Source organism: Actinomadura madurae (assembly GCF_900115095.1).
GTDB classification, from domain to species: Bacteria; Actinomycetota; Actinomycetes; order Streptosporangiales; family Streptosporangiaceae; genus Spirillospora; species Spirillospora madurae.
This window is the reverse complement of sequence record NZ_FOVH01000013.1, coordinates 156,313-182,622: the sequence shown is the minus strand read 5'-3', so window position 1 is coordinate 182,622 and position 26,310 is coordinate 156,313. Positions and strand designations below refer to the sequence as shown.

The following is a 26,310-nucleotide window of genomic DNA, read 5'->3' as shown; positions in this document are numbered from 1 at the left end:
GCATCGGATCGAGCACTCGATCCGATGCCCTCGGCCGCCTCCGGGACGGCGGAGTCAGCGCGCGTGGACGACCGCCACCGGGCAAGGGGCATGGTGGACCAGGGCGTGACTGACCGATCCGAGGAGCAGGCCGCGGAAGCCGCCCAGGCCTCGTGAGCCGACGACCAGCAGGCGTGCCTCGTCGGCCGCGTTCATGAGCACGTCGCGCGGCGGCCCGGGGACGATGTCGATCTGAACCTTCACCTCGGGGTGGAGTTCCCGGGCCGGGATCATCAGCCTCGCCAGGTGAGCCCGCGCGGCGTCACGCATGCCGGCCTCGTCCACCAGCGGGGGGATCTCCCGCACGGGCACCTCTTCCCAGGCGACGACCGCGCGCACGTCCCAGCCGTGCGCGTCGGCCTCGGTGAAGGCCATCGCCAGCGCCTCCCGGGAGGCCGGTGAACCGTCCACGCCCACCACGACTCGTCCGTCCCCCCGTTCCGGCGGCGGGACGGGCTCACCCCTGACGATCACGACGGGGCATGGGGCGTGCGCGGCCACCTGGGCGCCGACCGACCCCAGCACGAGTCCGACGAACCCGCCCAGCCCCCGCGGGCCGAGCACGATCAGGTCCGCGCCGTCCCCGGCCTCGATCAGCCGGGCGGCCGCCTGCCCCCGTGCCAGCACTCCCCGCACGCTCAGCTCCGGCGCCGCCTTCCGTACGTGCTCGACGCCGGTGTTGAGGGTCTCCTCCGCCAAGGCACGCAGGTCGACGACCGGCATGGCGACCGGGCCTCCGACGTAGACGTCCCAGACGTGGAGCACGGTCAGGGCAAGGCCGCGGGTCCGGGCCTCGTCAGCCGCCCACGCCAGGGCCTGCTCGCCACCGGTCGAGCCGTCGTAACCAACGACCACACCGGTGATCGGCTCATCGTTCATGGGGCACTCCCCTCTCAAAGACCTGGTCACTTCGAGCTTCGCCCGCCGGAGCCGTGTCGTGAGAGGGGCGAGAGTCCAGAAGAACAGGGACCTTCGGCCCTCCGGGGCAGCGTTGACGGCTCACCCCCCACTTTGGTCGGCGGTGAGGGACCGAACGTCCTCGGCAGACGGGACCTTCGCGTCTGACCCGTCCGACCGGCCGGCGCAAGCCTGGAGATGAGCCCGTTCAGGCCTCCCGTCAGCGGAGGCGGCGTAGGTAGGGGTCCCATGCCCGGCCGGGTGCGAGGCGGACGCGGGCGTCGACGGCCACGACGCCGTCCGGGCGGACGATGGTGGGGTTGAGGTCGAGTTCGGCGATCTCGGGGTGATCGGCCACCAGCCTGGACATCCGCAGCAGGGCGTCGCGCAGGCCCGGTACGTCGCCGGCCGGGCGGGCGGGATGGCCGAGGAGCAGCGCGGACAGGCTCTTCTCGCTCAGCCCGCGGTGCAGGTCGCGGACCGCGTCCCGGTCCGCCTCGCCCAGCCGCTTGATCTCGACCTGCGTTCCATCGGTCAGCAACGCGAACACGCGCGCGGGGGAAGGGCTCTCAGTCATGCCCCCGGCGTCGACCGGGGCGGTCTGCGTCCCAAGGTCACCGATCACCGGGACCTTCGTCCCCCAACCGGCAAACCCCCCGCACCCTGCGGGATCGGCGGTCGACGCGCCCCTGGAGGCACTCGGCGTCCACGCCTACGCGGGCCGGCGGCAGGTCGTATGGCCCACGCCAAGGGGACCAAGGTCTCTGGGGCGGTTTCCGCGCAAGGTCAATTCTGACGCCACCGGCCCATGGCACAAGGGAGGCCCACGTTGTCCGGCGCGACTCCGAACGAACTCGACATCCAGGTCACGACCACCAAGGACGTCCCTCAAGAGGACGTGCGGCGGGCACGCGAGAGCGTCACCCGGGCGCTGGCCCATGCTCCGAGGCCCGTCCTGTACGCCAAGGTCACGCTCAGCGTCCTCTACGATCCCGCCGTGCCCCGGCCCAATCTGGCGTCGGTCCGGGTCGACCTCAACGGCCGGCCGGTCAACGCCCACGCCGCGGCGGCCTCGATGCCGGAGGCCATCAGCCTGGCCGGCACCCGCCTGCGCGCCCGCGTGGAGAACACCACCCGGTACCGCAAGACCCATCGGCCTGCTTGACGCCTGTGCGGGACGGGTGCCGACGACACCGGGACGAAGGTCCCTAGGGGCGCGCCGGCGATGCGGCGGACAGTGAAATCGGCACCGTCGCCGCCACCGGACGGCGCGCCGACACGAAGGAGCTCCGCCATGGCCAGGCAGATCACCCATGGTTCGACAGTCCCGGCCCTGGAGCACCGCGTCGCGGTGCTGGAGCGGCAGGTCGCCGCGCTGACCGAAGCCGCCCGTCTGCTGGCCGCCGCGCTGGAGGGCACGCCGCTGGACCCCGCGGGCGACGCCGCCGCCCCGACGGCGCGACGCGCGCACGAGCTGCTTCTCCTGCCGCCGCTGACGTCCACCAGCCCCCATTGACCCCCCGAAGGAGAAGGACATGTCCACGCAACGAAGAACGATCCTCCTCGGAGCCGATGGCTCGGTTCCGTCCGATCGCGCCATCGGCTGGGCCGCGGACGAGGCAGCACGGACCGGCAAGGCCCTGCTCATCCTCCACGTCGTGGAGACCGCCACCCTGGACCTCCCGGGGCGCACGACCGACGGCATCTCCGAGGCGCTCGCCGAAGCGGGAGACCGGATCCTGCGAGAAGGCCGGGCGCTGGCGTCGAAGCGGCAGCCGGAGCTCGCCGTCGAGACCATGCTCGTCCACGAGCGGAACGTGCCGGCCGGGCTGCGGCAGTACGCCGGCCAGGCCGCCGAGGTCGTGATCGGTCACCGCGGCCGCGGTGGCTTCGCCGGGCTGCTGCTCGGCTCCACGGGCCTGCGCCTGGCCGGGCACCACCCGGGCCCGGTGATCGTGGTCCGCGATCAGGACGGCACCGCGACGGGCGAGGTCGTGGTCGGCCTCGACCTGGCCGAGGACCCCGGACCCGTCCTCGACCACGCCTTCACCACGGCCACCGTCCGGGGCGCCCAGCTGCGGGTGCTGCACGCCTGGCATCCGACGGCGCTCGCCGTCGAGTCCGGCGTCGACCTGCAGATCACCGCCGAGACCTTCCGCGGTCATCTGGCCGCCGCCCTGGCACCCTGGCGTGACCGTTACCCGGACGTCAAGGTCGTCGAGGACGTCGCCCTCGGCCACCCGGTCGACATGCTCGCCACGGCGTCGGCGCACGCCGACCTGGTCGTCGTCGGGTCCCGGGGACGCTCGTTCCCGCTCGGGTCGGTAAGCCACGGCGTCATCCACCACGCCCACTGCCCCGTCGCCGTCGTCCGCCCCTACGACTGACGGACGGCCGCCGGGCCGTGTGTCCGGGTCGGGACCGGCGGGCCGTGGATGGCGTCGGCCCTGGTAGTCGGGCCGAAGGTCCCGGCTCTAGGGGACGCTCGGCACTGACCCGCGAACCCTGTCGGGCGGGATGGTGGAGGTGACCGAGGGAGATCACCGTTGTGGATCACTCCCGAAGCACGGTCCGAGTCCGGGAGGAGCCATGAAACGCCGTACCGTCGAGGACGTCATGACCAGGAACGTCGTGACGGTGACCGAGGACACCCCGTTCGCCGAGATCGCCGGCGCGATGGCCGAGCACCGTGTCAGCGCGGTGCCCGTCCTGGACGAGGACGGCCGCCTCGCCGGCATCGTCACCGAGGCCGACCTCCTGCGCAAGGAGGAGTACAGGGGCGGCGCGGAGCCGCGCCGGCTCACGCTGCGGCGGCACGCCAAGGCGGAGGCCAAGGCCGGGGCCGTCGACGCCCGCGGGCTGATGAGCCGCCCGGTCGTCACCGTCCCGCCGCACACCTCCATCGCCCAGGCCGCGCGGTTGCTGAACACGCACGGATTCAAGGCCGTGCCCGTCGTCAAGAACGGCCACCTCGCCGGGATCGTGGCCCGCCGCGACCTGCTCCAGGTGTTCCACCGCTCCGACACCGACATCCGCGACGAGATCATCAACGACGTCCTGATCTGCAGGCTCTGGCAGGACCCCGCCGACGTGCACGTCCGCGTCCAGGAAGGCGTCGTCCACCTCACCGGGCGCGTCGAGCAGAAGAGCCTCATCCCGATCATCGTGCGCATGACCGCCGCCACCGAAGGCGTCGTCGACGTCGTCCACACCCTCGGCTTCGATCACGACGACACCCGCCCCACCCCCTACCCGAGGGCGTGAGGCACCTCTCGGGGTAGGGGGCCACGAAGGGGCTGAGAGGGGAGAGCCATGCTGGTCCGCGAAGCGATGACCTCACCGGTGGTGACGACTGCTCCGTCGGCCACCGTCCGGCAGGCCATCCGTGTCCTCCACGAGCGGGACGTCACCGCGCTTCCCGTGGTGGACGCCGAAGGCCGGCTCGTGGGGATCGTCAGCGAGATGGATCTGCTGCGCGGTGAGTTCGAAGCCGACCCCCGTGCCTTCGCCCGGCCCCGGACGGCCCCGTCCGCGCCGGCTCCCCGGCATGTCGAGGACGTCATGACCCGCGATGTCCGGACCGCGCGGCCGACCACCGACGTCGCCGAGCTCGCCGAGATGATGGTCCGCACCCGGATCAAGAGCGTCCCCGTGGTGGACGCCCGCGCCGTCGTCGGCGTCATCAGCCGCCGCGATCTCATCGCGATGCTGGCCCGCGGCGACGCACGCATCCGCGACGACGTGGTGGCCGCCATCAGCGAGATCGCGCCGGGAGGCCCGCCGTGGGAGGTCTCCGTCGAGGACGGCGTCGTGGAACTGCGAGGTCCCCACGACGAGCAGGCACAGCGGATCGTCGAAGTGCTCGCTCGTACCGTCCCCGGAGTCACCCGTGTCCGCGTACGGCCGGCCGTCCAGCCCTGACGTCCACCGCACCGCTGGCACCAGGGCCTTTGCCCGGCCGCCCGCGAGGAGGAGCCATGACCACGAACCCACCGCTTGAACAGCGCACCGTCGCCGAACTGATGACCCGTGACCTGCTCACCATCGCTGCCGACGAGTCCGTCCTGATGGCCTGGGAGCTGATGTGCAGGGCCGAGGTCCACCATCTGCCGGTCACCGATGTCGAAGGCGGATTCCTCGGCGTCATCGACGCCCACACGCTCACCGCAGCCTGGAACGCCACCACTCCCCGCGACGCCCGGCGTCCCGTCACGACCCTTCTGCCTTCCCGCTCCCCCTCAGCGGTGCGCCCCATGGCCACCGTCCCGGAGGCGGCACGGGCCATGCTGGAGGCGGACACGGACTACGCACCGGTGACGGACGAGCACGGCGCCCTGGTCGGCCTGATCACCGCCCGAGACCTGATCGGCGCCCTCGCGGGCTTCCACCGTGAGATCCCCGAACGCGCCGGAGGCATGCCGTCTCTCTACAGGATCGAGCCTGTTCTCCCCCGTGAGCCCCCGGCTCACCATGCGGGTGGCAGCGGCCTCGACCCCGACTGATCCCGCCGCCTCATCGTGAAAAGGCCCGGCAGGCGCCGGGCCTTTGACTCGCCGCCTCTCACGGTGCGGCGGGCGTGGGGACGACGGCCACCGGGCAGTGCGCTTGATGGAGAAGCGCGTGGGTCACCGCGCGGGCACGCGGCACGGTCAAGCCCTCGCGCGGATGCGAACCCGCGATCACCAGGTCGGTGTCACGGGACGCGGCGACGAGCGCGGCGGCGGGGTTGTCCTGGACGATGTCCTCCACGACCTGCACACCAGGGAAGCGTTTGCGCATCGGTGCGTGGGCCTCGATGACACGCCACCGGGCCCGCTCCTCGATGCGGCGGATGTCGGCGCCCGCTCCAGGCTCGTCCAGTGCCTTGGGGAACGGCCAGGCGTGCACGACGCGGAGCCTGGCCTCCCGCGCGGCGGCGGCCCGGAAAGCGTACTCCAGGGCGGCGGAGTCGTCGCCGAGGCCGACGCCCACTGCGATCTCGCCGCGCTCGCCGTTCGGTTCGCCGCGCACCACCACGACCGGGCAGGCGGCATGGCGGACCGCGCCCAGCCCGACCGACCCGAGTACCAGGCCCGTGAACCCGCCGAGGCCGCGGTTCCCCACCACGAGCTCGAACGCCTTCTCCGAGCGCTCCGCCAGGGCCCGGACGGTGCGCGCGGACGTCAACTCCCCGCTGACGGTCAGCTGGGGTCGCCGGGCGCGGGCGACGCGCTCGGCGTCCGCCAGCACCTGTTTCCCTTCCCGCGTCAGCGACCTGGCCTCGCCGGGGGCGGTGTCGAGCGGGATGTCGAAGGGCCATTTCTCCACAGCGTGCACGATGGTCAGGGCACGCCCGTAGCGGGCGGCCTCGTCGGCGGCCCAGGCCACGGCACGTTCGGACGGCACCGAGCCGTCGGCTCCCACGATGATCGGATCGGACATGGTCAACACCTCTCTCGATTCCTCCCCCGGCAGATCTCCCGCCGGGGCGGGCCGGTCAACCGTCCAGGGGCATGACGACCACGGGGCAGCTCGCGTGGTGCAGAACCGCGTGGTTGACCCGGCCCAGCGCCATCCCGATCAGGCCGGTCCGGCGGGCCGCTCCGACGACCACCAGCGCGGCGGTCCGCGAGGCCTCGACCAGGGCCTGGGACGCCGTGCGGTCGGAGACCAGCTCCTCGACCTGGACGTCCGGCTGGTGCTCGCGGAGACCCGCGAGGGACTCCGACAGCTCCATGTCCTCGATCACCCGCCTGCGCGGGGAGCCGAGGTCGCCGCCCACGGCGTGCAGCGCCAGGATCCCCGCGCCCCGCGAAGCGGCCTCCTCGAAGGCCCAGCCGAGCATGGCGCTCTCACCGGGCCGGCCCTCGACCCCGACCACGATCCGTGCCGGCGCATCGGCCGGATAGGGCGCCTCTCGCGGCACCACCAGCACCGGGCACCGGGCATGCGCGGCCGTGTAGAGCCCGACCGAGCCGAACAGCAGCCCCTCGAAACCGCCCAGCCCCCGCGACCCCACGGCCACCATCGCCGCCTGCCCGCTGCCTTCCACCAGCGCACTTCCCGGATCGGTCCGCGCCAGCCGCGTGCCGATGCCGACATCGGGGTGCAGCTTCAGCGTGTACTGCCGCGCCTCGGCGAGCAGGTCCTCCCGTTCGGCGACCAGCCGGCGCAGCGCGTCGGGCGGGATCGTGCCGTCCTCCACCAGTGCGCGGGACGCGTGCACCAGGTCCAGGGACAGCCGGTGCCGGACGGCGTAGTCGGCGGCCCAGTCCAGAGCACGCCAAGCGTGCGCTGACCCATCGATGCCCACGATGACCTGATTCGGCATTGGGCTCCCCTCCAGAACCTGGCGGCGTGATGTCCACTTCGACGCTAGATCGCCTCGCTGCGGCGGTCCCGGGCCGAAGGTCCCGAATGCCAGGGCCGAGGGGCCAGTCGCCGCTACCTGCCGAGCGCTCGCAGCGCCGCCGCCTCGATGCCCTCGGCGTCGAGGCCGTAGTGGCGGTAGAGGTGCGTCGGGGGGCCGATGAGCGCGTACTCGTCCGCGATGCCGTGCCGGACGACCCGGGCGCCGAGCCCCGCCCCCGCGACGGTCTCGGCGACCGCGCCGCCGAGACCGCCGAGGACGCTGTGCTCCTCCACGGTGAGCAGGAGCCCCGACCGTCGCGCGGCGTCCAGCACCGCGGTCTCGTCGAGGGGTTTGACGGTGTGCATGTCCAGGACGCCCGCCGACACCCCGGCGGCGTTCAGCTTCGCGGCGGCGCCGAGCGCCGGATGCACCATCGAACCCGTCGCGACGATGGTCAGGTCGTCTCCGCGCCCGTGCTCGATCGCCTTGCCGATCTCGAACCGCGGATCGCCTTCCCGGTACACGTCGGGATCCTGGCCGCGTCCGATGCGGAAGTAGACGGGGCCGGGGCAGGCCGTGGCGGCGCGGAGGGCGGATCCGAGCTGCGCGGCGTCGGCCGGCGCGATGACGGTCAGTCCCGCGATGCTCCGCGTGATCGCCAGGTCCTCGGTCGCGTGGTGGGACGTGCCGTAGAAGCCGAGGGTGATCCCGGCATGGTGGCCGATCAGCCGGACCGGCAGCCGCGTGTACGCGGTGTCGGTGCGGATCTGCTCGCACGCGAGCAGCGCGAGGAACGAGGCGAAGGTCGCGACGTACGGCTGGAGCCCGGTGGCGGCCAGGCCGGCGGCGGCCGAGACCATGTGCTGCTCGGAGATGCCGAACTGGACGTACCGCCCGGGGTGCCGCTCCTGGAAGCGGACCAGGCCGTTAGAGTACTTGAGGTCGGCCGTGCCGACGACGAGGGGATGCCCCTCGTCCACGAGGTCGGCCAGGGTCCCGGCCAGGACGTGCAGGCCGGGCGCGCGGTCCAGGAGGTCCGTGAGCTGCCAGGATTCCGGTCCCAGGGCGGGGGCGGAGGTCATCGGGCGCTCCTCAGCTCGTCGATGGCGTTGATCTCGTCCGGCTCGGCGAGCCAGCCGAGGTGCCAGCCGAAGTCGCGTTCCATGTAGGAGATCCCCTTGCCCTTGACGGTGTGCGCGATCACGGCCGCCGGGCGGGCGCGGTCCGGGTCCGCGGCGAGGGAGCGGAGCAGGGTGAGCAGCGCCCCGGCATCGTGCCCGTCCACCTCGTGGACCTCCCAGCCGAACGCCCGCCACTTGCCGGCGAGCGGCTCGATGCCGGTGACGTCGTCGACCCGGCCGTCCAGCGAGTACCCGTTCCGGTCGACGATCGCCACGAGGTTGGACACGCGGTGGTGCGCGGCGGCGAGCGCCGCCTCCCAGATCTGCCCCTCGTGCAGCTCGCCGTCGCCGAGCAGGACGTACACGTTCGACGGTCGCCCCTGCATGCGCAGGCCGAGCGCCATCCCGGTGCCGGTGGACAGGGCGTGCCCGAGCGATCCGCTGCTGAAGTCGATGCCCGGGATCCGCGTCATGTCGGGATGGTCGCCGAAGGCGCTGCCCAGCCGGGTGTAGCCGTCGAGCTCGGACGGGTCGAAGAAGCCCCAGTCGGCGAGCAGCGGGTAGAGGGTCGCGGCGGCGTGCCCCTTGCCGAACAGGAAGCGGTCGCGGTCGGGCCAGTCGGGCTCGCCGCGCCGCAGGTCCATGACGCCGTAGTAGAGGGTGGCGAGGATCTCGGCGCACGAGAATCCCGAGGCGTAGTGGCCGGTCTTCGCGATCGATATGAGCCGGACCGTCTCCAGCCGGGCGAACAGCGCCCGTTCCCGGATCAGGTCCACGAGCTGGGCGTCCGCCGCGGCGGGCGGACGAAACTGATCTACCATGCGGCCGAAAGTACTATCCAGCGGACAGCATGTCCATAGAGTAAGACGAACTGGTTGGACGGGTTGTCCGCTGAGCGATAACTTTGGTGCGTGGCGACTGAAAACAACCTCATGCTGGTGCGCAAGGTGTCCGGGCTGCTGGACCACCTCGCGAACGGAGAATCATCCGCGGCCGACATCGCGGACGCGATCGGCGAGCCGCGCAGCTCGATCTACCGGCTGCTGTCCAGCCTGCAGGCCGAAGGGCTGGTCGAGCCCGGCAGCCGCCGGGGCAAGTACCGCCTCGGCTTCAAGCTGCTGCCCCTCGCCACCGCCGTGGTCGCGCGCTTCGACGAGCGGACGTTCGCGCGGCCGACGATGGAGCGCATCCACGAGCTGACCGGCGAGACGGTCTTCCTGTGCGTGCCGCGCCGCGACGAGGCCGTGTGCATCGAGCGCATCGACGGCAAGCGCGTCCAGTCGCTCGCCCTCCAGCTCGGCGGCTCCCTGCCCCTGCACGCCGGAGCGGCGGCGCGAAGCATCCTCGCCCACCGCGACGAGAAGGAGTGGGACGCCTACATCGAGCGCAACGCGCCCCTGCACCGGTTCACGCCCTCGACCCCGGTCGAGCCCGGTGACCTGCGGCGGGTCCTCGCCGCCACACGGGCGGGCGGCATCTCGATCAGCGATCAGGACGTCACGCTGGGCGTCGCAGCCCTCGGCGTGCCCATCACCGACTACCGCGGCCGGCTGCGCGCGGCGCTGTCCATCAGCGGGGTGCGCGAATCGATCCTCGGGCCCGACTCGGCGTCCTGGCGGGCCGCGCTGGTCGAGGCCGGCCAGGAGATCTCGCGCGCCTTCGGCTCCGACGTGGCGCGGCCCGACCTGCTCGACCTGGGCTGACGCGCTCCGTTCACCTCCTTCCGCAAAATGTCCCACTGTCTAGACATCTCGTCCGCCTTATGAGAATGTGGGGCCTCATCACGGGCTGAGTGACCTGTGGGAAGGAGGCGACACATGCAACAGGGCCTGACGGGACGGGTGGCCCTCGTGACGGGCGCGGGCAGCGGCATCGGGCTCGCCTGCGCGCGGCACCTCCACGCGGCGGGCGCGCTCGTCGCGGGGGCGGATCTCCACGTCGACGCCCTCCGCGAACTCGGCGGCCCCGACCGCGTCCTGCCCCTCACCGCGGACCTGCGCGAGGCGGACGCCGCGGCGGCGCTGGTGGCGGCGGCGGCCGAGGCGTTCGGCCGGGTCGACGTCCTGGTGAACAACGCCGGCGCCGCCGCGGTGCGTCCCGGATTCCTCGACACGACCGACGCGGACTGGACGTCGACGCTGGAGCTCAACCTGCTCGGATACGTCCGGGCGGCCCGCGCGGCCATCCCCGCCATGCTCGACGGCGGCGGCGGAGCGCTCGTCCACATCGCGTCCGAGGCCGCGCGCATGCCCAACCCGCGCCTGCCCGACTACAGCGTCTCCAAGGCCGGCGTCCTGATGCTGTCCAAGGTCCTCGCGGCCGAGTTCACCCCGGCCGGCGTCCGCTCGAACGTCGTGTCGCCGGCCTTCATCCGGACCCCGCTGTACGACCGTCCCGGCGGCCTGGCGGACTCGCTCGCCGAGGAGTTCGGGGTGGACAGGGAGACGGCGCTCACCCGCTACGTGGAGCTCAACCGCATTCCGGCCGGCCGGCTCGGCACGGTCGACGAGGTGGCCTCGCTGGTCGCCTATCTCGCCTCCGACCAGGCCGGCTTCGTCTCCGGCGCGAACTTCTGCGTCGACGGCGGCGTCACGCCGGTCGTCTAACCCTGATGAGGACATCCCATGAAGGCAGTGAACCACCCCCGCCGCCTCACCCGGTTCGCGGCGGCCGCCGCCGCGGGCGCCGCGGGCCTCGCGCTGGCCGGCTGCGCCGCGTCCGAGGCGGGCACCGACGCCGAGACCTCGATCGGCGTCGTGCTCAACGCGGCGTCCAACCCCTTCTTCCTCGCCGAGGGGAAGGCCGTCCAGGAGGCCGCGGCCGCCCGCGGCGTCAAGGTCTCGGTCCAGTACGCCAACGCCGATGTCAGCGCGCAGACCGACAAGATCGACACGTTCGTCCGGCAGCGGGTCGACGCGATCATCGTCGACGCGGTCGACTCCGACGGCATCGGCCCCGCGGTGCTGCGCGCCAAGCAGGCGAAGATCCCCGTGGTGGCCGTCGACGTCGCCGCGGCGGGCGCCGACGCGACCGTCACCAGCGACAACGTGCAGGCCGGCCGGGAGGCGTGCAAGTACCTGATCGGCCGGCTCGGCGGCCGCGGCGAACTGGCGATCGTCGACGGCTCCGCCGTCTCGGCCATCGGCGACCGGATGAAGGGCTGCAAGGAGGCCATCGCCGCCAACCCCGGCATCACGGTCGTCGCCACCCAGCGCGCCGACCTGACCCGCGACAAGAGCATGAAGGTCGCCGGCGACATCCTCACCGCTAACCCGGGCGTGGACGGCTTCTTCGGCGTGAACGACCCGACGGCGGTCGGCATCGCGCTCGCCGCCGGGCAGCACAAGGCCGACGTGAAGATCGTCGGAGTGGACGGTGCACGGCAGCTCACCGACCTCATCGGCAAGGGCCCGATCATCGGGACGGCCGGCCAGAACCCGCGCGAGCTCGGCCGCTCCGGACTCGACCTGGCGATCAAGCTGGCCGGCGGGGAGAAGGTGGACCCGAAGCCCAAGCTGATCCCGACCGTCCTGGTCAACGCCGACACCCTCGACGACTACGAGAGCTGGGGATGAGCGCGGCCGGGCCACCGGAGGGCGCCGTCGCGCGCCTGACCGGAATCGAGAAGTCCTACCACGGCAACCCCGTCCTGCGGGGGGTCTCACTCGGCCTTGAAGCGGGACGCGTGCACGTGCTGGCCGGCGAGAACGGCGCCGGCAAGTCCACCCTGATCAAGATCCTCACCGGCATCGAGCGGGCCGACCGCGGCGAGATCGTCCTCGACGGCGTCCCGGTGGCCCTCACCGGGCCCCGCGACGCCCGGGAACGCGGGCTCGCGGTCGTCCACCAGGAGCTGAGCCTGGTGCCGGAGCTGACCGTCGCCGACAACCTGCTGCTCGGCCGCGAGCCGCGCCGCCGGGCCGGCCGGCTCGACCGCCGCCGGGCGCGCGCGACGGCGCTGGAGGCCCTCGGCCGGATCGGCGTCGACCTCGATCCGGACGCCAAGGTGGCCAGGCTCAGCACCGGCCGCCGGCAGCTCGTCGAGATCGCCCGTGCCCTGGGCGAGCGGCCGCGGCTGCTGGTGCTGGACGAGCCCACGGCGGCGCTATCTCAGAACGAGGCCGACATGCTTCTCAGCACGGTCGAGGACCTCCGGGCCGAGGGCCTGGCGCTGCTGTACATCAGCCACCGGATGGAGGAGATCTCCCGCGTCGCCGACCACGTCACCGTCCTGCGGGACGGCGTGGTCGCCGACTCCATGACGCGCGCCGAGATGACCGAGGACCGGGTCGTCACGTCCATGGTCGGGCGGCCCGTCCAGGATCTCTACCGGCACGACCGCGCCCCCGCCGCCGACCGGATCAGGCTCCGCGTCTCCGGGCTGCGCTCGCCGGACGTCCGTCCCGCCTTCTTCGAGGTCCGGGCCGGGGAGGTCGTGGGGGTCGCCGGGATCGTCGGGGCCGGCCGCAGCGAGCTCGGCCGGCTGATCGCCGGCGCCGACCGCGCGGACGGCGGCACGGTGACCGTCGACGGCGCGACCGTGGCCGGCGGGAGCCTGGGCGGCCCGCTCGCGGCCGGGATCGTGATGCTTCCCGAGAGCCGCAAGGAACAGGGGCTGTTCCCGCAGATGTCGATCGCCGACAACGTGTGCGCCGGGACCTCGAAGGGCCGCCGCGCCCTCGGCCGGACCAGCCCCGCGAGCATGCGCGCGGCCGCGCGGCCGCTGACCGAGGCCATGCGCGTCCGGGCGACGGGGCTCGCCCAGCCCGCCGGCCAGCTCTCGGGCGGCAACCAGCAGAAGGTGCTCCTCGCCCGATGCCTCGCCCGCGATCCCTCCGTCCTCATACTGGACGAGCCGACGCGCGGCGTGGACATCGGCGCGAAGGCCGACATCTACGCCCTCATCGGCGACGTCACGCGCCGCGGCGTCGCCGTGCTGCTGATCTCCTCCGAGCTGCCGGAGGTGCTCGGCCTCTCCGACCGCGTCCTCGTCATGCGGCGCGGCGAGATCGTCGCCGAGCTCGCGGGACCGGCCAAGACCGAGGAGAACGTCATCCGCCACGCGACCGGCGTCGCCGGCGACCGCACGACAGCCAGCGAGGTGAACTCGTGAAAGGGACAACCGCCCCCGGCGGCCCGGCGGCCCCCGCCGGCCGCACGCACCACGACCGGCTCCGACGCCGCGTCACCGCCGCCGCCGACCAGGCCGGCGTGGCCGGCGCGCTCGTGGTGCTCGTGCTCGTCTTCGCGGCGTCGGCGCCGTACTTCCTCACCGTGGACAACCTGCTGGACGTGGCGCGGCAGATCTCCGTCACGGCGATCCTGGGCGCCGGCCTCACGTTCGTCATCATGACGGCGGGCATCGACCTGTCGGTCGGCTCGGCCGTCGGGGTGACCGCCCTCTTCGCGGTGCGGCCCGCCCTCGACGGCTTCCCGCCCGCGATCGCGGTGCTGGCGGCGCTCGGAGCGGGACTGGTCATCGGCACCGTGAACGGCGTCCTCGTCGCCCGGCTCAAGCTCGCCTCGTTCATCGTCACCCTCGCCGCGCTCACGTACCTGCGGGGCGTGACCTACGTGGGAACCGACGGCAAGACCCTGTTCTCCACGACCCTCGGCTACGCGTGGATCGGCAATGGAACGGTCCTCGGCGTGCCCGTCCCCGTGGTGATCATGGTGATGGTCTTCGCCGCCGGCTGGTACCTGCTGAACCGGACCGTGTTCGGACGCTGGGTGCACGCGGTCGGCGGCAACGAGGAGGCGGCCCGGCTGGCGGGCATCCCCGTGCGGCGGGTGCTGACCTGCGTGTACATCATCTCCGGGCTCTGTGCGGGGATCGGCGGCGTGATCGCCTCCGCGCGGCTGCAGAGCGCGGTGCCCGACCTCGGCACCGGCTACGAGCTGTCGGCGATCGCGGCGGTCGTCCTCGGCGGCACGTCCCTCATGGGCGGGAAGGGCTCGCTGGTCGGCACCCTCGTGGGCGCGGCGATCATCGGGGTGCTGGTCAACGGCATGACGCTGCTCGACGTCTCCAGCTTCTACCAGCAGATCATCCAGGGAGTCGTGATCGTGCTGGCCGTCGCGGTCGACCGGCTGCGCGTACGCGAGGCGCCCGCGCCGGGTGTGGCCGCGTGACCCGTAAGGACCCGCTGTGCCCAGGCGACATCCCTGAGAACCGGAAGGACATCATGATGACCGACGAGAGCCCGCCGGGCGGGGACGGCACCGTCCTCGTCGCCGGTGCCCACGGCGTGGTCGGCGGCGCCGTCGTCCGCGCCCTGCTGGAGTCGGGCGGGCGCGTCGCCACGGTCGCGCGGCGCGGTCCGGTCGGGCCGCCGGACGGCCCGCCGGTCGGCGACCACCTCCAGGTCGACCTGCTCGACGCGGCGGCGACCCGCGCCGCGCTCGCCGCCCGCCCCGACATCACCGCGATCGTCCATGCCGCGTACATCGAGCGCGAGACGATGGCCGCCACCGTCGAGCCGAACGTCGCGATGCTGCGGAACCTGCTCGACGCCGTGCACGGCTCGCCGTCCCGGCTGCGGCACGTGGTGCTCATCGGCGGCGGAAAGTCGTACGGGGAACACCTCGGCGGCTACAAGACCCCGGCGAAGGAGTCCGATCCCCGCTTCCTCGGGCCGATCTTCTACAACGACCAGGAGGACCTCCTCCACGCCGACGCCGCCCGCGCGGACTACACCTGGACGGTGCTGCGCCCGGACGCGGTGATCGGCCCGAGCCTCGGCTCCCCCATGAACATGCTGACCGGCCTCGCCGTCTACGCCGGCGTCTGCCGCCACCAGGGCGTCCCGCTGCGCTTCCCCGGCTCCCCCGCCGCGTGGGGCGCGCTCCACCAGGCGACCGACGCCCGCGTCCTCGCGCGGGCCGTCGCCTGGGCGCTGCGGTCACCGGCGGCGCGGAACGAGGTCTTCAACGTCACCAACGGCGACAACTTCCGCTGGCGGCACCTGTGGCCGGAGATCGCGGACTTCTTCGGAACGCCGGCCGCGCCGCCCCAGCCGATGTCGCTCGCGGAGCAGATGGCCGACAAGGGCCCGGTGTGGGACGCGATCGTCCGGGAGCACGGGCTGCGGCCCACCGCCCTCTCCCGGATCGCGTCCTGGCCGTTCGTCGACGGCTGGTTCGCCGCCGGCGACGACATGGTGCAGAGCACCATCAAGATCCGCCAGGCGGGTTTCGGCGACTGCGTCGACACGCATGTGAGCTTCCTCGACAACCTCGCGATGCTGCGCGACCTCTCCCTCATCCCCTGAACCAGCATGCCCCGGAGGCAGACATGACCACGACCATCGCGACGGACTGGCTCACCCGGTTCGGCGACGCGCTCGAACGCGGGGCCGACCTGTCCGGGCTCTTCGCCCCCGAGTGCCACTGGCGGGACGTCGTGTCGTTCACCGGCGATCTCCGAACGTTCTCGCACACGCGCGCCCCCGCCGAACTCTCCGCCCGCCAGCCGCGGGCCAAGGCGGCGAACCTCCGCCTCGCGGCCGGGCGGACGCCGCCGCGGGAGGTGGAGCGCAACGGGGTCACCTGCGTCGAGGCGATCTTCGAGTTCGACCTCGCGGTCGGCCGCGGGCTCGGGGTGGTCAGGCTCGTGCCCGGACCGGACGGCCGGTGCGTGGCCCGGAACCTGTTCACCGCGCTGGAGGAGATCGCGGGCCGTCCGGAGCCCGTGGGCGCGCACCGCCCGACCGGCCAGGCCGACTCCTCCAAGTTCGGCGGGCCCAACTGGCTCGACCGGCGGCACGCGGCGGTCGCCTACGCCGACCACGACCCCGACGTCCTGATCGTCGGGGCCGGGCAGAGCGGCCTCGCCCTCGCCGCCCGGCTCGGCCGGCTCGACGTGGACGCGCTCGTGGTCGACGCCCACGAGCGCCCCGGGGACAACTGGCGCAAGCGCTACCACGCGCTCACCCTGCACAACGCCGTCTGGCTGAACGACCTGCCGTACATGCCGTTCCCGCCGACGTGGCCGGTGTTCGTCCCGAAGGACAAGCTCGCCGGATGGTTCGAGGCGTACGTCGAGGCCATGGAGATCAACTTCTGGGGGTCGTCGACGTTCGAGCACGGCGCCTTCGACGAGGCGACCGGGACCTGGGAGGCGCGGATCCGCCGGGCGGGCGGCGGGCACCGCACCCTGCGTCCCCGGCACATCGTCCTCGCCACCGGGGTGAGCGGCATCCCGTACCGGCCGGACCTGCCCGGCCTCGGCGACTTCGGCGGCCGGGTGCTGCACTCGGCCGACTACACGGGCGGCACCGACCACGCAGGTGAACGGGTCGTCATCATCGGGACCGGTAACAGCGCCCACGACATCGCCCAGGACCTGCACGCCAACGGCGCGGCCGTCACGATGGTGCAGCGCAACTCCACCACCGTCGTCAGCGTCGACCCCAGCGCGGCCCTCGGGGACGCGTCCTATCTCACGGCGCCGACGCTGGAGGACAGCGACCTGATCGGGCTGTCGGTGCCCTACCCGGACCTGGTGACCGGGAGCAAGGCGCTGACGGAGGCGATGAGGGAGATGGACGCCGACCTCATCGCCGGGCTGGAGCGGGCGGGCTTCCGCACCGACTACGGCGAGGACGGCACCGGCCAGCAGATGAAGTTCATGCGCCGCGGCGGAGGCTACTACCTCAACGTCGGCTGCTCCGAGCTGATCATCTCGGGCGCGGTCGGCCTCGCGCAGTTCGCGGACACCGACCGCTTCGTCAAGGAGGGGCTCCGGATGAGGGACGGCTCCGTGCTCGGCGCCGACCTCGTCGTCCTCGCCACGGGCTTCCACCCGCAGCAGGAGAACGTGCGGCGCCTCATGGGCGACGCGGTCGCCGACGCCGTGGGACCGATCTGGGGGTACGACGACGAGGGCGAACTCCGCAACATGTGGCGGCCCACCGCGCAGCCGGGCCTGTGGTGCACCGCGGGCAACTTCCAGATGTGCCGCACCTACTCCAAGGTGCTGGCCCTGCAACTGCGGCTGGCCCTCGACCGTCACAGCACCTGAACCATGGACCGTGGGGGCCGGCATCCGGTGTGCGGCCGGCACCCCGGCGTCGTCCGGTTGCCCGTCGACCGCGGCCCGGCACCGCGAAGGCCGGATGGGGCGGGCCCCATCCGGCCTTCCGTGGCGTCAGCGCGAGCAGACGAAGCTCTGGGCGTTGTCGGCGTCACCCGAGCGGTACTTCGGCCAGCGCGGGTACTCGCAGAGCGGGCGCGTTCTGCCGCTGCGGCCGTCTATGACCACCGGCTTGGAAGGCGGCCGCCCCTTCTCGACCCATCGCTCCAGGGCCGAGAGCGAGTCCCAGTTGGCGGCGAAGGCGGGCGCGCCGAAGTTGGCGTGATTCGCGCCCGGCACGAGGTAGTACCGCATGAATCCCCGGGTCTGCCCGTAGCCCATCTTGTCGAGCACTCGCTCGTAATAGTCGTTCGTCGAGCGGTGGGAGACCAGCTCGTCCGCGGAACCGTGGAGCAGGAGCAGTTTCCCGCCGGAGCGCGCGAACGGGCGAAGGTCGGAGTTGTTCCGGTCCTGGATGGTGGACAGGTGACTGATGCGGGGAAGCCACTTTCCCGGTCGCCGGGGGTCGACTTCAAGGGAGTTGTGATCAGGATCCCTCGTCAGGAAGTATTTCACCCACTGATCCCAGTACTGCATCCCATATCCGCTCGTCGTCGGCATGGGGTTGGCGGGCGCGGACGTGCCGAACCCGAGGAATGGCGTTCTCATGTCGGCGCCCGAAAGGAGGGGGAACCCAGGGTATTCCTTCTCACCGCTGGCGATCCGGTACTTCCAGCGGAACGGCTTGGACGCCGCGACCACCGACGCTATCTGCCGATCCGACAGGCACGTCGGCCCGGTGTCGGCACCGCGCGGGCAGCGAAGCACACGGGGATCGAAGTCGCAGCCGGCCTCATTCGAGATGACCTTGTCCCTGAGCCCGTCCCGGCCGTCGCACTTCGCTACAACGCTGTTGTAGAGGAGCGTCTGCTTTTCGGGCCCCGGGAACGCGCCGGGTCGGGACATCACCTGCGCGAGATACCCGAGATCCAGGATCTCGGCCATGTTGTTCCAGGCAGGGTAGGCGGAGATGACGCCATCGAAGGCGCCGGGCCACCGTTGCGCGACGATGAGGGCCTCGCGACCACCGGTCGACCCACCCGAGAAGTAGGACCGGCCGGGACCTGCGCCGTAGCCATGACGGATGAGGAACATGGCGGCGTCGCGGGTCTTCCTGAGCGCGTCACCGGCGGCGAAGTTCCGCACCGCCTCGTCGTTCACGCCGAAGGACCCGTCCAAAGATCCGGTGGGACCTGCTTGGTGCCCGGAGTCACTTGCGAACGTCGCATATCCGCGAGCCAGCGGCGCCAGCCGATCGGCGCGTCCAAATGGCACGTTCTGCGCGATGTCGGGAATCGTGCCGTTGTATCCGCCGCCACCGAACATCATCGCTTTGCGATTCCAGTCGACGGGCATGCCGATCCGCAGCTTGATGTTCGGCGCCGAGCGATCGACGGGGAGGAGCGCGGCGTCGACCCTGCAGTATTCGACCGTCTCGCCGCTCACGACCTGAGTGACAAGACTCGCCGACTCGACACGGCCGCCCTTGGTCGGGAGGCTGATCGCCGACGCCGGGATCTCTCTACCCGCCAACTCTGTACACCTAGGCGTCGTGCCCGCCGCGGCGATGGACGGCGGCGGCGCGAGGACCACCGCCGCGCTCACTGACGCGATGACGAGCCCCAGTCCAGCACGGATCGAGTTCGACGTTCCACGAGCTCGCGGCGCTCGGCTCATTGCGGACACCTCCTGGAGGCTGGCACGCTGTGCCGTAAAATCACAACATGTCCGACACTGGGTGCCAGTGTGTCATGCGTCACAAGGACCCGCAAGTGTCCTGCCGAACCCGCCCCGCCGGGAGGACGAAGCCGGCCACGGTCCTCGCAGCGCCGCGGGGCGACTACCTCGCCTCGGCCGCCCCGGCCCCCGGCACGGCCTTCGTCCTCGCGGTCGGCGACTTTCGGTTACGCGGACTAGACTCGGCGTCACACCACGTCATAATGGGGGCCTGTCGGTGACTTCGCGGCGAGTACTTGAGACCAAGTACCGGATCTCGGAAACGGCAATGGCCTTGTTTCTCGAAGAGGGGTACGAGAACGTTACGGTCGAGGCTGTCGCGGAGGCGTCACGAGTGTCTCGGCGCACCGTATTCCGGCATTTCGAGAGCAAGGACGAACTCGCGTTTCCGGACCACAACGAACGCATCGGTCTCGTCCAGCGCTGTCTCGTCGAGTCCGATCCTGACGCGGATCCGGTAGAGGCCGTCATCGCGGCCACGGAGGAGTCTTTGCATGACTTCCTCAGCCGGCCGGAGCTCGTCCTCCGGCGATACAAGTTGACGCGCGTCGTTCCCGAACTACGGAAGCGGGAGGTCATTGAGCACGAACGATACGTGACGCTTACACGTGCGTTCCTGCGTGAGCGCCTCCCACCGGATACACCACCGTTCCAACCGATGGGCCTCGCGGCCCTCGTGGACGCGATCCACCGATCCGCTCTCGGAAACTGGGCGCGCAGCGGCGGCACGACCGACGCCATTGCCGAAGTGGCGGCGGGAATGGAATGGGTCCGTCGGCTCATGGTCCACGAGACGACTTTCTCCACCACCCCGCTACTTCTCGCGGTGCTCCCTGACGACCCACAAACCCGCCGCGTCCTCAGCTCACTGAAGAACACGGCGGAGGACCTGCTCTAGTACTCCGAGCCGCATTTAGAGATCGGTGAGTTCTCCTTGTCGGTGGTAGTGGCATCTTCGAGCACGGGCTTGGATCTTCATGGCGCTCGTCCTCGCCCCGCCGCCCGGCGACCGAGGGCGTCCTGCCTGCGGTGACCGTGGCGGGCTCGGCTTTTCGTCGTGCCCGCCACGCCAGGTCCACCCCCGAGCCGGACCCGTGTCACGCCGTCAACGCTGCCTCGTCAGCAGACCCGGCCGGTACGGCAGGAGGCCGTAGTCGCCGCCGGAGTTGGGGCTGCGCCCCTGGTAGAGCAACTGCAGATTGCACGGATCGATGGTGAAGGTCTGGTCGGCACTGGTGCGGATCAGTTCGCCATGGCTGATGTCGTTGGTCCAGGTCGCGCCGCTGTTCGCCTTGCCGGCGAAGGGGTTGCTCTCGGTCGCGGCCTGCGGTGTCCACGAGCCGTTCAGACTGGTGGCCGTGAACGAGCGGAAGTAGCGCCCCTGGGAGCCGATCGCCTCGACGAGCATGAGGTAGCGGTTCTGGTCCTGGAGCTTGTAGACCTGAACGGCCTCGAACAGGTTGTTGGTCGAATCGCTCATGACCACTGTCGAGGTCGTGCCGAAGCTGCCCGGGAAGTTCCCGATCGGCATACCGGCCCGGTAGATCTTGCCGTTGTCGCCGGCGAAGAAGAGGTACATGTTCGTGCCGTCACCGATGAGCGTCTGGTCGATGGGTCCCGTCCCGGAGCCGCTGATGCTCCCGGAGAAGAGCACCTGCTGCGATGACCAGCCGTTCGGGTTGGCGGGGTCGCTCGACGTCCGGTAGGAGAAGGCGGTCCCACCCCACTGGTAGGCGAGCACCCAGACGTTCTTCGGCGCGAAGTAGAAGAGCGTGGGAGCGACGGTGGCATTCGACATCCTGTTCTGGCTGGCAGAGGCCATCTCCGACCAGTTGCCGAACAGGCCGAAGTTCATGGAACCCCACGTCGTCCCCGTGTCGTGCGTCGTCGCATAGACGAGATGCCTGCCGTTGTAGGGGGCGACGGTGAAGTCCTTGAGCGAGACCCACCCCGACTTGGGCTGCGCGAGCGGGCCCGTCGACGTCCAGCGGTATGCCGACGGAAGATCACATGTCGGAGCGCGGTCACCGCCACGGGAGTCGACGAGCCGCCATTGCTGCTGGTTCTGGCCATGAGCGGCGCCCGCGCTCATCACGGACAGGAGCACCGACAGCAGGATCGATGCCAGGACCGCACAGGTCCTCACCATGTACTTCCTCCTTCCCTGCAATGTTAGCGCTAACATTTCCCGGGCCGGTGAGACCTCCTCTCCATCGGGATCGGGGGGCGGTGGTGGTGGCCCGGAGTAAATACGAGACAGAGCGACATCGTCAAGGACTGCGGACTTCGAAAATGTTTCGGGCATAGACCTGCTGCTAGAACGCACATACGGCCCTCGTATGCGATGAAAACTTTCAAAACTATTGACGAGATCTTCGAGGCCTCGCACACTGAGGCCGCGACGCCCTGGTGGTGAGTGCGTTCCCGTGATGGGGCGCGGCGTCTGTTGCACGGCGGTGTCCCGTGCTTCCCCACCCCTCGTCCATTCACGGAGGAACAGACGTGCGTGCGAACGTCATACCCAAGTCCAGGATCAGGATCCGCAAGCGGGCCATCCTCGCAGGCGCCCTCGGGGTGCTCGCGACCGCGGCTCTGGTGGCCCCGTCTCCGGCGGCCGCCGCGGAGAGCACCCTGGGCGCCGCGGCGGCGCAGAACGGCCGCTACTTCGGCACCGCCATCGCCTCGGGCAAGCTCAACGACTCGGTGTACACCACGATCGCGAACCGCGAGTTCAACTCGGTGACCGCCGAGAACGAGATGAAGATCGACGCCACCGAACCCCAGCGGGGCCGGTTCGACTTCAGCGCCGGCGACCGCGTCTACAACTGGGCGGTCCAGAACGGCAAGCAGGTACGCGGCCACACCCTGGCCTGGCACTCCCAGCAACCCGGCTGGATGCAGAGCCTCGAGGGCGGCACGCTGCGCCAGGCGATGATCGACCACATCAACGGCGTCATGGCCCACTACACAGGCAAGATCGTCCAGTGGGACGTCGTGAACGAGGCCTTCGCCGACGGCAGCTCGGGAGCCCGCCGCGACTCCAACCTGCAGCGCACCGGCAACGACTGGATCGAGGTCGCCTTCCGCACCGCGCGCGCCGCCGACCCGGCCGCCAAGCTCTGCTACAACGACTACAACATCGAGAACTGGACCTGGGCCAAGACGCAGGCCGTGTACTCCATGGTCCGCGACTTCAAGCAGCGCGGCGTGCCCATCGACTGCGTCGGCTTCCAGTCCCACTTCAACAGCGGCAGCCCCTACAACGGGAACTTCCGCACCACCCTGCAGAGCTTCGCCGCCCTCGGCGTCGATGTCGCCATCACCGAGCTGGACATCCAGGGTGCGTCGGCCACGACCTACGCCAACGTGACCAACGACTGCCTGGCCGTCTCGCGCTGCCTCGGCATCACCGTCTGGGGCGTGCGCGACACCGACTCCTGGCGCTCGGAGCAGACACCGCTGCTGTTCGACGGCAACGGCAACAAGAAGGCCGCCTACACCGCGGTCCTCAACGCCCTCAACGGCGGCACGACGACGCCCCCTGACGGCGCCGGAACGATCAAGGGTGACGGCTCGGGCCGTTGCCTGGACGTGCCCAACGCCAGCACCACTGACGGCACCCAGGTCCAGCTGTGGGACTGCCACGGCGGCACCAACCAGCAGTGGACCTACACCGACGCGAGCGAGCTCAGGGTCTACGGCGACAAGTGCCTGGACGCCGCCGGCACCGGCAACGGCGCCAGGGTCCAGATCTACAGCTGCTGGGGCGGCGACAACCAGAAATGGCGCCTCAACTCCGACGGATCCGTCGTCGGCGTCCAGTCCGGCCTCTGCCTGGACGCGGCCGGCACCGCCAACGGCTCCGCGATCCAGCTCTACTCCTGCTGGAACGGCGGCAACCAGCGCTGGACCCGCACCTGACCCGCCACACGCGGAGCGCGGATCGATGAAGACCCGCGATGCCCGGCGCGGGGCTCGCCTCAGACGGTGTCCAGGACGCTGGGCAGCGCCCGGTGGTCGAGGCCGTGAGTCGCGGCGACCGAGGGTTCGATGAGGTCACCGGCGTGGGTGTTGAGCCCGCGGGCAAGGGCTGGGTCGGCGCGCAGAGCGCCTGCCCAGCCCTCATCGGCGATACGCGCGATGTAGGGCAGGGTGACGCCGGTGAGGGCGTGGGTTGAAGTAGCGGGCACGGCGCCGGGCATGTTGGCCACGCAGTAGAAGACCGTGTCGTGGACGCGGTAGGTGGGCTCTGCGTGGGTGGTCGGTTGCGAGTCGGCGAAGCAGCCGCCCTGATCGATGGCGATGTCGACCAGGACGGCGCCCGGCCTCATCCGGGCCACGAGGTCGGTGGAGACGAGTGTGGGGGCCTGCGCACCGGGGACGAGGACCGCGCCGATGACCAGGTCCGCGTCGAGCACCGCCTGCTCGATCCGATAGGCGGTGGAGACCACGGTGCGGACCCGCCCCTGGTACAGCGCGTCGGCGGCGCGGAGCCTGTCGATGTCGACGTCCAGCAGGGTGACGTCGGCGCCCATCCCCACGGCGATGGCGGTGGCGTTCATCCCGGAGACCCCTGCGCCGATCACCACGACCCGGGCGGCGGGTGTACCGGGGACACCGCCGGGCAGGACCCCGCGGCCACCGGCGGAGGACATGAGATGGTAGGCGCCCACCTGGGGGGCGAGGCGGCCGGCGACCTCGCTCATCGGGGCCAGCAGCGGCAGCGAGCCCGTGGCGGTCTTCACGGTCTCGTAGGCGATGGCGGTGACCTTCCTCTCCAGCAGCGCCTCGGTGCATTCCCGGGACGCGGCCAGGTGGAGGTAGGTGAAGAGGATCTGGCCGGGCCGCAGCCGCGGGTACTCGATCGGGACGGGCTCCTTCACCTTGAGGACGAGGTCGCTCTCGCCCCACACGTCGTCGGCGTGAGCGAGGATCTCGGCGCCGGCCGCGACGAAGTCCTCGTCGGTGATCGAGGAACCGGCGCCGGCGGAGTGCTCGATGACGACCTCGTGGCCATGGGCTGTGAGGGTGTGCACACCGGCCGGGGTGACGGCGACGCGGTACTCGTTGTTCTTCAGTTCCCGCGGAACACCGATTCTCATTCAATGCCCTTCCAGTTGTGGGCGGCACGCGACTGCGCACGGCCGTGCCTGCCGTGCCGTTCGGGGACCGGTCGCCCGGGGGAAGGCGCGTTCGGCGCCTCCCCCCGGGCGAGCGGCTAGTCGCGGCTGATCTCGTCGGCGACCTGGCAGCAGCATCGGCCGGGGTCCGTGCAGGTGTGGCCCGGCTTGCCTAGACCGGCGCGGGCGAAGGCCGCGGCGGCCGTCTTGGCCTTGGCGCCGTCTCCCCGCTCGTAGACGACCTTGCCGTCGACGACCGTGGCGGCCACCTTCATGTCGATGAGCTCGTGCGGGTCCCGGGTCAGCACGTCGCCGTCGACGACGCAGACGTCGGCGGCCATGCCGCGTTCCAGCGTGCCCTTCCACTTCTCGGCGTGATCCTGCCACGCGCCGGTGCGGGTGTAGGTCGCCAGCGCCTGCGGCGCGCTGATGCGCTCCGCCGTGCCCGCGACGCTGCCGTCCGCCCCTTCGCGGAGCTGCGCCGACATCACGCCCTGCAGCCAGTGGAACGCCACGACCGGCGCGTCCGACCCGGTGGTCACCCGCACCCCGGCCCCCAGCGCGCTGCGGTACGGCCACTGGTACTCGGTCAGCTCGGCTCCGATGATCTGTTCGAGCACCCGCCCCTGCAGGTACAGGATCTCGGCGTTCATGTTCGCGCCGATCCCGTTGCGCGCCATGGTCCGCAGCGTCCGCGCCGACGGGAAGTTGCAGTGGATCACGTAGTTGCGCAGGTCCTTCCGGCGCCAGTCGCGCCCCGCCGCCTTGACATATCCGGCGACGGTCGCGTCGGTCGTCGCGTCGCCGCACGAGTGCGTGCCGACCTGGAGCCCGGCGTCCGCGGCGAGCTTGATCATCTCGTGCAGGTTCGCGACCTGCTCGTCCGGCGACGCGCCCGCGATGGTCATGCTGCCCCGGGACCCGTCCAGGTAGGGCTCGTTCATCCAGGCCGTCCTGAACCTGGGGATGCCGTCGGCGAACACCTTGACGCCGACCACGTTCAGCATCCGGGGGTCGACGCCCTCCAGCGGCTCGTACGATTCGATCGCCTCGCGCATCGACTGCGGTGAGTTGCCGCCCCGCAGAAGCACGGTGATGCGCATGCGCAACGCATCCGCACGCTCCTTCTCCGCGTAGATGTCCAAGGGGGCCGAACCCGGCTCGGTGGCGCTGGTGACGCCCATGGTGTGGAGGAGGCTCACGGCGGCGTCGATCGCCTGTGAGCGCTCTTCCCGGCTGAAACCTGGCACGACGCGGGTCACCAGACCCTGCGCGGTCTCGCGGAACACGCCCGTGGGCTCGCCGTTCGCGTCCTTGTCGATGACGCCGCCGGTCGGCGGGACGGTGTCACGGGTGATGCCGGCCAGCCGCATCACCACCGAGTTCACCGACACCGCGTGCCCCGAGAAGTCGTTGAGGACCACCGGGTGGTCTCCCGAGACCGGATCGATGTCGGCGGCGACCGGCGCCCGCGGCAGCCGGAGCTCCTGCCATCCCCGGCCGCGGATCCACGAGTCGGAGGACGGCGCCTCCTCCGCCGCCGTGCGGATCACCGCGACCAGCTCCTCGATCGTCGCCGTGTCCACGCCGAGGTTGTAGGGCGGGACACTGAGGCCGAGCGAGGCGACGTGGTTGTGGGAGTCGTTGATGCCCGGCAGGACCGTGCCTCCGCCCGCGTCCAGCAGTTCGGTCCTGCGGCCCTTGAACCGGTCGATCTCCCGCTCGCTGCCGACGGCCAGGATCCGGCCGCCCCGGATGGCGACGGCCTGCGCCTTGCGGAAGTGCTCGTCCAGCAGCAGCACGCGGCCGTTGTGAATGATCAGATCCGCGGGGCCCCGGGACGGGGACGCGTGCGCCGCCCCCGCCGGCAGCACCCCCGCCATTGTCGTACCGGCCGCCACAGCGGCGGCCCCACCCAAAACCTGACGACGG

At 71.3% G+C, this 26,310-nt stretch carries 25 protein-coding genes; 15 read left to right on the top strand and 10 right to left on the bottom strand.

Annotated features, from left to right (window positions below):
• Window positions 1-54: 54 nt before the first annotated feature.
• On the bottom strand, window positions 55-918 hold the full coding sequence (locus BM339_RS31630) for a universal stress protein (protein WP_075023243.1): 864 nt from the start codon (window positions 916-918) through the stop codon (window positions 55-57).
• 238 nt (window positions 919-1,156) lie between these two features.
• Window positions 1,157-1,513, bottom strand: a complete 357-nt coding sequence (locus BM339_RS31625; protein ID WP_083598233.1) for an acetate--CoA ligase family protein — start codon at window positions 1,511-1,513, stop codon at window positions 1,157-1,159.
• A gap of 252 nt (window positions 1,514-1,765) precedes the next feature.
• Between BM339_RS31625 and BM339_RS31620 the strand changes: the two genes are divergently transcribed.
• The 6 genes from BM339_RS31620 (at window position 1,766) to BM339_RS31595 (ending at window position 5,438) form a co-directional block, all read left to right on the top strand.
• The gene (locus BM339_RS31620) at window positions 1,766-2,101 is read left to right on the top strand and encodes a hypothetical protein (RefSeq protein ID WP_075023241.1); all 336 of its coding nucleotides are present in this window, start codon (window positions 1,766-1,768) and stop codon (window positions 2,099-2,101) included.
• Between the two features lie 129 nt (window positions 2,102-2,230).
• Window positions 2,231-2,452 (top strand): hypothetical protein, encoded by a 222-nt coding sequence (locus tag BM339_RS31615; protein WP_075023240.1) that lies wholly within the window; start codon window positions 2,231-2,233, stop codon window positions 2,450-2,452.
• A 19-nt stretch (window positions 2,453-2,471) separates the two neighbouring features.
• The gene (locus BM339_RS31610; protein WP_075023239.1) at window positions 2,472-3,323 is read left to right on the top strand and encodes a universal stress protein; all 852 of its coding nucleotides are present in this window, start codon (window positions 2,472-2,474) and stop codon (window positions 3,321-3,323) included.
• A gap of 202 nt (window positions 3,324-3,525) precedes the next feature.
• Complete coding sequence (locus BM339_RS31605; protein WP_021592368.1) at window positions 3,526-4,200, top strand: CBS domain-containing protein; 675 nt, start codon at window positions 3,526-3,528, stop codon at window positions 4,198-4,200.
• Window positions 4,201-4,248: 48 nt separating this feature from the next.
• The gene (locus BM339_RS31600) at window positions 4,249-4,857 is read left to right on the top strand and encodes a CBS domain-containing protein (protein ID WP_021592369.1); all 609 of its coding nucleotides are present in this window, start codon (window positions 4,249-4,251) and stop codon (window positions 4,855-4,857) included.
• A gap of 56 nt (window positions 4,858-4,913) precedes the next feature.
• Window positions 4,914-5,438, top strand: coding sequence for a CBS domain-containing protein (locus BM339_RS31595; protein WP_075023238.1), 525 nt, complete (start codon window positions 4,914-4,916; stop codon window positions 5,436-5,438).
• 58 nt (window positions 5,439-5,496) lie between these two features.
• Here BM339_RS31595 and BM339_RS31590 read toward each other — a convergent pair whose 3' ends face one another.
• The 4 genes from BM339_RS31590 to BM339_RS31575 all read right to left on the bottom strand — a co-directional run bounded on the left by BM339_RS31590 (window position 5,497) and on the right by BM339_RS31575 (window position 9,209).
• Window positions 5,497-6,357, bottom strand: coding sequence for a universal stress protein (locus tag BM339_RS31590; protein WP_021592371.1), 861 nt, complete (start codon window positions 6,355-6,357; stop codon window positions 5,497-5,499).
• A 55-nt stretch (window positions 6,358-6,412) separates the two neighbouring features.
• Complete coding sequence (locus BM339_RS31585; RefSeq protein ID WP_075023237.1) at window positions 6,413-7,246, bottom strand: universal stress protein; 834 nt, start codon at window positions 7,244-7,246, stop codon at window positions 6,413-6,415.
• A 113-nt stretch (window positions 7,247-7,359) separates the two neighbouring features.
• Window positions 7,360-8,349 carry a transketolase family protein gene (locus BM339_RS31580; RefSeq protein WP_021592373.1) on the bottom strand — a complete coding sequence of 330 codons (990 nt, stop codon included), beginning with the start codon at window positions 8,347-8,349 and terminating at the stop codon, window positions 7,360-7,362.
• Window positions 8,346-9,209 (bottom strand): transketolase, encoded by an 864-nt coding sequence (locus BM339_RS31575; RefSeq protein WP_021592374.1) that lies wholly within the window; start codon window positions 9,207-9,209, stop codon window positions 8,346-8,348. The genes BM339_RS31580 and BM339_RS31575 overlap by 4 nt, the downstream gene beginning before the upstream one ends.
• A 90-nt stretch (window positions 9,210-9,299) precedes the next feature.
• On the opposite strand from BM339_RS31575, the gene BM339_RS31570 reads away from it, so the two are divergent.
• The 7 genes from BM339_RS31570 to BM339_RS31540 all read left to right on the top strand — a co-directional run bounded on the left by BM339_RS31570 (window position 9,300) and on the right by BM339_RS31540 (window position 17,410).
• Window positions 9,300-10,091, top strand: a complete 792-nt coding sequence (locus BM339_RS31570; protein ID WP_024933975.1) for an IclR family transcriptional regulator — start codon at window positions 9,300-9,302, stop codon at window positions 10,089-10,091.
• Between the two features lie 114 nt (window positions 10,092-10,205).
• The gene (locus BM339_RS31565) at window positions 10,206-10,994 is read left to right on the top strand and encodes an SDR family NAD(P)-dependent oxidoreductase (protein WP_021592376.1); all 789 of its coding nucleotides are present in this window, start codon (window positions 10,206-10,208) and stop codon (window positions 10,992-10,994) included.
• A gap of 18 nt (window positions 10,995-11,012) precedes the next feature.
• Complete coding sequence (locus BM339_RS31560) at window positions 11,013-11,963, top strand: substrate-binding domain-containing protein (protein WP_021592377.1); 951 nt, start codon at window positions 11,013-11,015, stop codon at window positions 11,961-11,963.
• Window positions 11,960-13,501 (top strand): sugar ABC transporter ATP-binding protein, encoded by a 1,542-nt coding sequence (locus BM339_RS31555; RefSeq protein WP_024933974.1) that lies wholly within the window; start codon window positions 11,960-11,962, stop codon window positions 13,499-13,501. Before BM339_RS31560 ends, BM339_RS31555 begins: the two co-directional genes overlap by 4 nt.
• The gene (locus BM339_RS31550; protein ID WP_021593873.1) at window positions 13,498-14,520 is read left to right on the top strand and encodes an ABC transporter permease subunit; all 1,023 of its coding nucleotides are present in this window, start codon (window positions 13,498-13,500) and stop codon (window positions 14,518-14,520) included. Before BM339_RS31555 ends, BM339_RS31550 begins: the two co-directional genes overlap by 4 nt.
• Window positions 14,521-14,576: 56 nt before the next feature.
• Window positions 14,577-15,659, top strand: coding sequence for an SDR family oxidoreductase (locus BM339_RS31545; RefSeq protein ID WP_075023236.1), 1,083 nt, complete (start codon window positions 14,577-14,579; stop codon window positions 15,657-15,659).
• Between the two features lie 23 nt (window positions 15,660-15,682).
• Window positions 15,683-17,410, top strand: coding sequence for a flavin-containing monooxygenase (locus BM339_RS31540; RefSeq protein WP_075023235.1), 1,728 nt, complete (start codon window positions 15,683-15,685; stop codon window positions 17,408-17,410).
• A 126-nt stretch (window positions 17,411-17,536) separates the two neighbouring features.
• Here the strand turns inward: BM339_RS31540 and BM339_RS31535 are convergent, their stop codons facing one another.
• Complete coding sequence (locus BM339_RS31535) at window positions 17,537-19,126, bottom strand: tannase/feruloyl esterase family alpha/beta hydrolase (protein ID WP_200871668.1); 1,590 nt, start codon at window positions 19,124-19,126, stop codon at window positions 17,537-17,539.
• A 349-nt stretch (window positions 19,127-19,475) separates the two neighbouring features.
• On the opposite strand from BM339_RS31535, the gene BM339_RS50200 reads away from it, so the two are divergent.
• On the top strand, window positions 19,476-20,156 hold the full coding sequence (locus BM339_RS50200; protein ID WP_161790940.1) for a TetR/AcrR family transcriptional regulator: 681 nt from the start codon (window positions 19,476-19,478) through the stop codon (window positions 20,154-20,156).
• A 207-nt stretch (window positions 20,157-20,363) separates the two neighbouring features.
• Here the strand turns inward: BM339_RS50200 and BM339_RS31525 are convergent, their stop codons facing one another.
• A complete protein-coding gene (locus tag BM339_RS31525) occupies window positions 20,364-21,365 on the bottom strand; it encodes a non-reducing end alpha-L-arabinofuranosidase family hydrolase (RefSeq protein ID WP_256255541.1) in 1,002 nt (333 codons plus the stop codon).
• Between the two features lie 395 nt (window positions 21,366-21,760).
• Between BM339_RS31525 and BM339_RS31520 the strand changes: the two genes are divergently transcribed.
• On the top strand, window positions 21,761-23,179 hold the full coding sequence (locus BM339_RS31520; RefSeq protein WP_075023234.1) for an endo-1,4-beta-xylanase: 1,419 nt from the start codon (window positions 21,761-21,763) through the stop codon (window positions 23,177-23,179).
• 59 nt (window positions 23,180-23,238) lie between these two features.
• Here BM339_RS31520 and ald read toward each other — a convergent pair whose 3' ends face one another.
• Both ald and BM339_RS31510 read right to left on the bottom strand, forming a co-directional pair.
• The gene (gene ald, locus BM339_RS31515) at window positions 23,239-24,360 is read right to left on the bottom strand and encodes an alanine dehydrogenase (protein ID WP_075023233.1); all 1,122 of its coding nucleotides are present in this window, start codon (window positions 24,358-24,360) and stop codon (window positions 23,239-23,241) included.
• A 116-nt stretch (window positions 24,361-24,476) separates the two neighbouring features.
• Complete coding sequence (locus tag BM339_RS31510; RefSeq protein WP_075023232.1) at window positions 24,477-26,252, bottom strand: amidohydrolase; 1,776 nt, start codon at window positions 26,250-26,252, stop codon at window positions 24,477-24,479.
• Between the last annotated feature and the right edge of the window lie 58 nt (window positions 26,253-26,310).